Raw genomic sequence first — 4,002 nt, forward strand, 5'->3', positions numbered from 1 at the left:
TCCGTTGCCGTTGACGACATACTCGGAAACCCCTGGACTGAGGTCCAGGGGTTTCTTGGTGGGCTGCTGCTACCGGTCGAGCTCGGCCAGAAGAGCTTGATCAGTCGCACGACACCGTTACCGGCGAAGATATCTCACGCCGCGTGATGACCGGTGACAAACAATAACAACGCGGCGATGTTCGACCCGACCGCCGCAGTCGAATATGCCACGCCGGCTCCAGCGGTAGGACCAGGCCCGGAACCGCCGTGAAGAAAAAGAACAAAAACGAACTTCGTTGACAGTGTCTCACGGAGCCATGTCTACTGGTCTCCGCCGGAAAAGGTGTTGAAGGAACCTCGATTGCGGGTGCGCAAGCATTGCCGTACAGATCTTCCTTGTCACGTCTTCCAGCAAGGACGCCGGAGGACGATTGATCATGGCGGACTTCGTGCGCGTTACGCGCAGCTATCGCGTGCCTGAAAGAATCGAAGAAGATAGAAGGATATGGCAATGAAGCGTGGCATCACTGTTGCTGTCGGTACGATATCCGCGATCTCCGCCATTTTCATGGCAGCAGTTCCCGCGTATGCGGGCCCCCCCAAGATCACCAGCCTCGACGGTCTATTTCAGGACCAAATAATGAAATATCCCCACTTGTATTACGGTGGTGTGACGTTCACCAATTCCGCTGCGAAGCTTGCGGGAAAACCCAAAGTCATTCTGGGTAAACAGTGGTTCGCGGGCACGTCGACCTTGCGGAACACCAGTAACCAGCCACAGACCCTGACCAGCCAGAGCTTCTCCAAGACCGTGGCCAACACGACGACAACGTCGGTCACGCGCGGGTTCGATGTCTGGACCAAGGTATCGGCCTCACTGAATCTCAGTAAGGCACTGCAGATAGGCGCCGAACTGAATACTACCTGGAGCTTCAGTCAGACGCACAGCACTTCGACATCCACGGCGACGACCTACACGGCTCCCGGACAGGCCATCAAGGTTCCTCCCCACTCCACAGCCACGGTCACCGTTACCTTGCAGCAGTCAGTAGCCAGCGGAAAAGTCGACTTGTCCACCGATATCGGCGGCGACGTCCAATTTAGATTTCCGATAAATGGCATCGCCGGCAAGGTCGGTCCCAAGTACCCGGTCTATACGACGATCAAGTCGTCGCAGGACAGCGGACAGACCGTTGACCACAGGAAGACCCCGCCACTGCGAGAAGGATTCTCGCTGGACAATGCGAAGCAGGCGCTGGTCTTCAATGGTGCCGGAACCTACGATGCCACTTACGGGGCAAACTTCATGGTCAAGATTTCGATCAAACCGGACGCTCCCAGCGCACCCGCGCCGAAGACTTTGACACGAACCTTCAGCGCACTCTGATCTATCCGCATATATCACCGCGGGCCTTCTCCCGGTAGCGATCAGGTCAGAAGGCCAAGACTGTGGATTCAACGGTCGGGTGGTTCGGGATTGTCTCGACCCCGAACCATCCGACCGTTGCAGTTCCCCTCTGTCTCCTCACGCCGGTCATGTGGCGCGGGTGTGCGGCTAGAGGTGGCGGTCAGCATCCATCCGCTGGTGCACGATGCGCATGGACTCGGCAATGCCGCCGGCGGCGAACCGGTAGGAGACCATGTGGGATCCGATGGGTAAGCGGAAGTAGCCGTGTCGGATGTCTTCGCGGGACCGGCCGCTGCGGGCATTCTCGGCGGCACAGTCGAAAGCGCGCAGCAGCTCGCGCACGCAGTGCTCGGCCTGCACCGGTGGCCGGACTCGGCCCACTCGCGTATCAAGAACTCCTCGCCGTCGAACGGCAGACTGGGGCCGGTGTTCTCGGCCTCGACGAGAGCCGCGCGCACCGAGCGGAGCCTGGTCTCGCAGACTTCGAGCAGCCGCAGGGCGGAACGGACAACGTCGCTGGCCGAGCCGTAGCGGCCTGAAGCGACCTCGGCTTCGATGAACTCGATGCAGTGATCGTTGAGGCTGACGGACGTGTTCTTGACCATGACTATACGAACCAATTTTGGTAATGGAATACGAGCCTGCAGCCGGAAGAGGTGGTGTTGATGGCGCCGACGGACAGCTGCGGTGCCGCTATGACGGCGACGACCGCGTGCCGCACCTCCATGACCTTCCCGCGGATCAGGCAAGCGCATCAGCACATCCAGCACTCCGGCAGAAACCAGTAGCAGTCGTGTCTCCGACGACATGCCGAAAGCCTCAGGTCACACCCGCACTTCCCGACTTCGGCTGCCTCTGAACATCTACCCAAGCGTCATACTCGAACAGGTCCTACAGGGAAGCTTATTCACCGGAGTCGGTAGAAGAATAGTCCGATGGTGGCGGTGATAGTTTCCTTGAAGGTTGCCAGGGGGCGGCGGTAGTCGGTGTGGAGGATGCGCCAGGTTTTCGGGTTGGCGATGATGCGTTCGACGACTGCGCGCAGTCGGTTGAGGTCGGTGTTGTAGTCGGCGTCGGATTCGTGCAGGTCGGGGCCTTTGGGTTTCTTGATTGGTGTGATCATCCCGGATCCTTGATAACCCTTGTTCGCCAGGCTTTTCGATGGATCGAGGCCGTCGAGCAGTCCGGACGTGTCGAGAGCGGCCATGTCGTGGTCGCAGCCTTGGGTAGGGTCGGAGATCCAGACCGGGTTGCCGTCGAGATCGCAGAGGATCTGCACGTTCATGCTGGTGGTCTTGTGCTTGCCGGAGAACAGTTCGTGGTGACCGGTCCAGGTCCAGCACGGCAACAGGGTGCCGTCGAGCACGTAGCTGCTGGCCGGTTCGATATCGTCGGCGACCGGAATCCACTGTTCCAGCGCGGTGGCGATCAGCGGGGTGAGCGCGTTGATCGCCTGGCTGATCGTGGGCTGCGATGTGCCGAACGCTTCGGCCAGTTCCTGCTGGACCCGGTTGCGCCGCAGATAGGCCAGGGTCACGCACACGCAGCGGCGCAGCCCCGGGCTCGGTGGCCACGTCCCGGTACCGTCACAGGCTTGGTGGATGATCGACACCAGGTCGGTGATCTCGTCGGCGATGAAGCCGGTGGTATGGTACATGCGCGGCGGCCCTCGTCTACGGAAAACTTTGTAGCAGAACGATTTTGCAGTGCGTTGGGCCCCCGCTCACGCAACGACACGCCTGGTCGCGATACAGCGATGCCAATATCCTGAAAGTTGCTAATCCCGCCTTCGGTCGACCGTAAGTGCGCACGGCCGAAGGCCGCGCACACACCGCTGAATAAACCTCTATGTGGCTGGCGCCCAGGGATTTCCAGCGTTAGCGGTGCGCAGGCGTCAGGACCGAAACGCTGTTTTGCATATGCCGAGATGCAGCAGAATTTGCAGCCGTGCGCGAGCTCCGTCGTTGCAGCGATGGCAGCCCGAGATCTCGGTCTATGCCTCCGCCGACCGCGGCTCGTGTTCGGTCAGATTGTTCATGAAAGATACCCGCAAGCCTCGCGCGAAGCGCAGAACTTCATACGCTCGAACAAGTTGCGGGTCTCGGATTGTATCGGCCCGTCGCGGCCAGGGCTGTCGAGCAGGCCGTACGACGAGGCGTGCCCCCCATAGGCGTAACAGCGGATCGCGGACCTCGGCGGCGATCGTGTCACGACCCAGATGCACGGTGGTTGGCTGATATGCCTGCGCAACTTATGCAACTGCAACTCCGCGACCTCAGCCCGCAACTCGGCGATCAACCGATCTTGCTCGGCAAGCCGGCGATCCAGCTCGACCACCATCGCGAGCAACTGCTCGACAGCGGGCACGACGGGCTCGGACATCCCATAAGCCGACCAGAAGCTATGACTGCAATCAAGCTGCCACGCTGGCCGAACCGCGAGGCTTATTCACCAGCTAATTGGTAGAAGTGGAGACCGATCACGGATGAAATATGATTGTACAGTCAGATTGGTCAGCCCTGAACCCGTACTGCAAGTTCGACCACCCGCTTACGCAGCTACGGATTCTCCTCGGGTATCCCGGTCGTAGAACGACCGTCTCGCTGGCCCCGG

The 4,002-nt window shown here is 60.2% G+C and carries 4 protein-coding genes and 1 pseudogene; 1 reads left to right on the forward strand and 4 read right to left on the reverse strand.

The window, feature by feature from the left end:
• Positions 1-492 precede the first annotated feature (492 nt).
• A complete protein-coding gene (locus ACX4ZE_RS20175; RefSeq protein ID WP_480275031.1) occupies positions 493-1,368 on the forward strand; it encodes an ETX/MTX2 family pore-forming toxin in 876 nt (291 codons plus the stop codon).
• A gap of 168 nt (positions 1,369-1,536) precedes the next feature.
• On the opposite strand, the gene ACX4ZE_RS20180 is transcribed toward ACX4ZE_RS20175, so the two are convergent.
• The 4 genes and pseudogenes from ACX4ZE_RS20180 to ACX4ZE_RS20195 all read right to left on the reverse strand — a co-directional run bounded on the left by ACX4ZE_RS20180 (position 1,537) and on the right by ACX4ZE_RS20195 (position 3,771).
• Positions 1,537-1,770 (reverse strand): type II toxin-antitoxin system RelE/ParE family toxin, encoded by a 234-nt coding sequence (locus tag ACX4ZE_RS20180; protein ID WP_480275032.1) that lies wholly within the window; start codon positions 1,768-1,770, stop codon positions 1,537-1,539.
• Positions 1,758-1,994 (reverse strand): annotated as a pseudogene (locus ACX4ZE_RS20185) (type II toxin-antitoxin system ParD family antitoxin); the annotation flags it as partial. The pseudogene ACX4ZE_RS20185 and the gene ACX4ZE_RS20180, both read right to left, overlap by 13 nt.
• A 302-nt stretch (positions 1,995-2,296) precedes the next feature.
• Positions 2,297-3,046, reverse strand: a complete 750-nt coding sequence (locus tag ACX4ZE_RS20190) for a transposase family protein (protein WP_480275033.1) — start codon at positions 3,044-3,046, stop codon at positions 2,297-2,299.
• A gap of 377 nt (positions 3,047-3,423) precedes the next feature.
• On the reverse strand, positions 3,424-3,771 hold the full coding sequence (locus ACX4ZE_RS20195) for a hypothetical protein (protein WP_480275034.1): 348 nt from the start codon (positions 3,769-3,771) through the stop codon (positions 3,424-3,426).
• Between the last annotated feature and the right edge of the window lie 231 nt (positions 3,772-4,002).

It is taken from the genome of Nocardia sp. TBRC8007 (genome assembly GCF_056629435.1).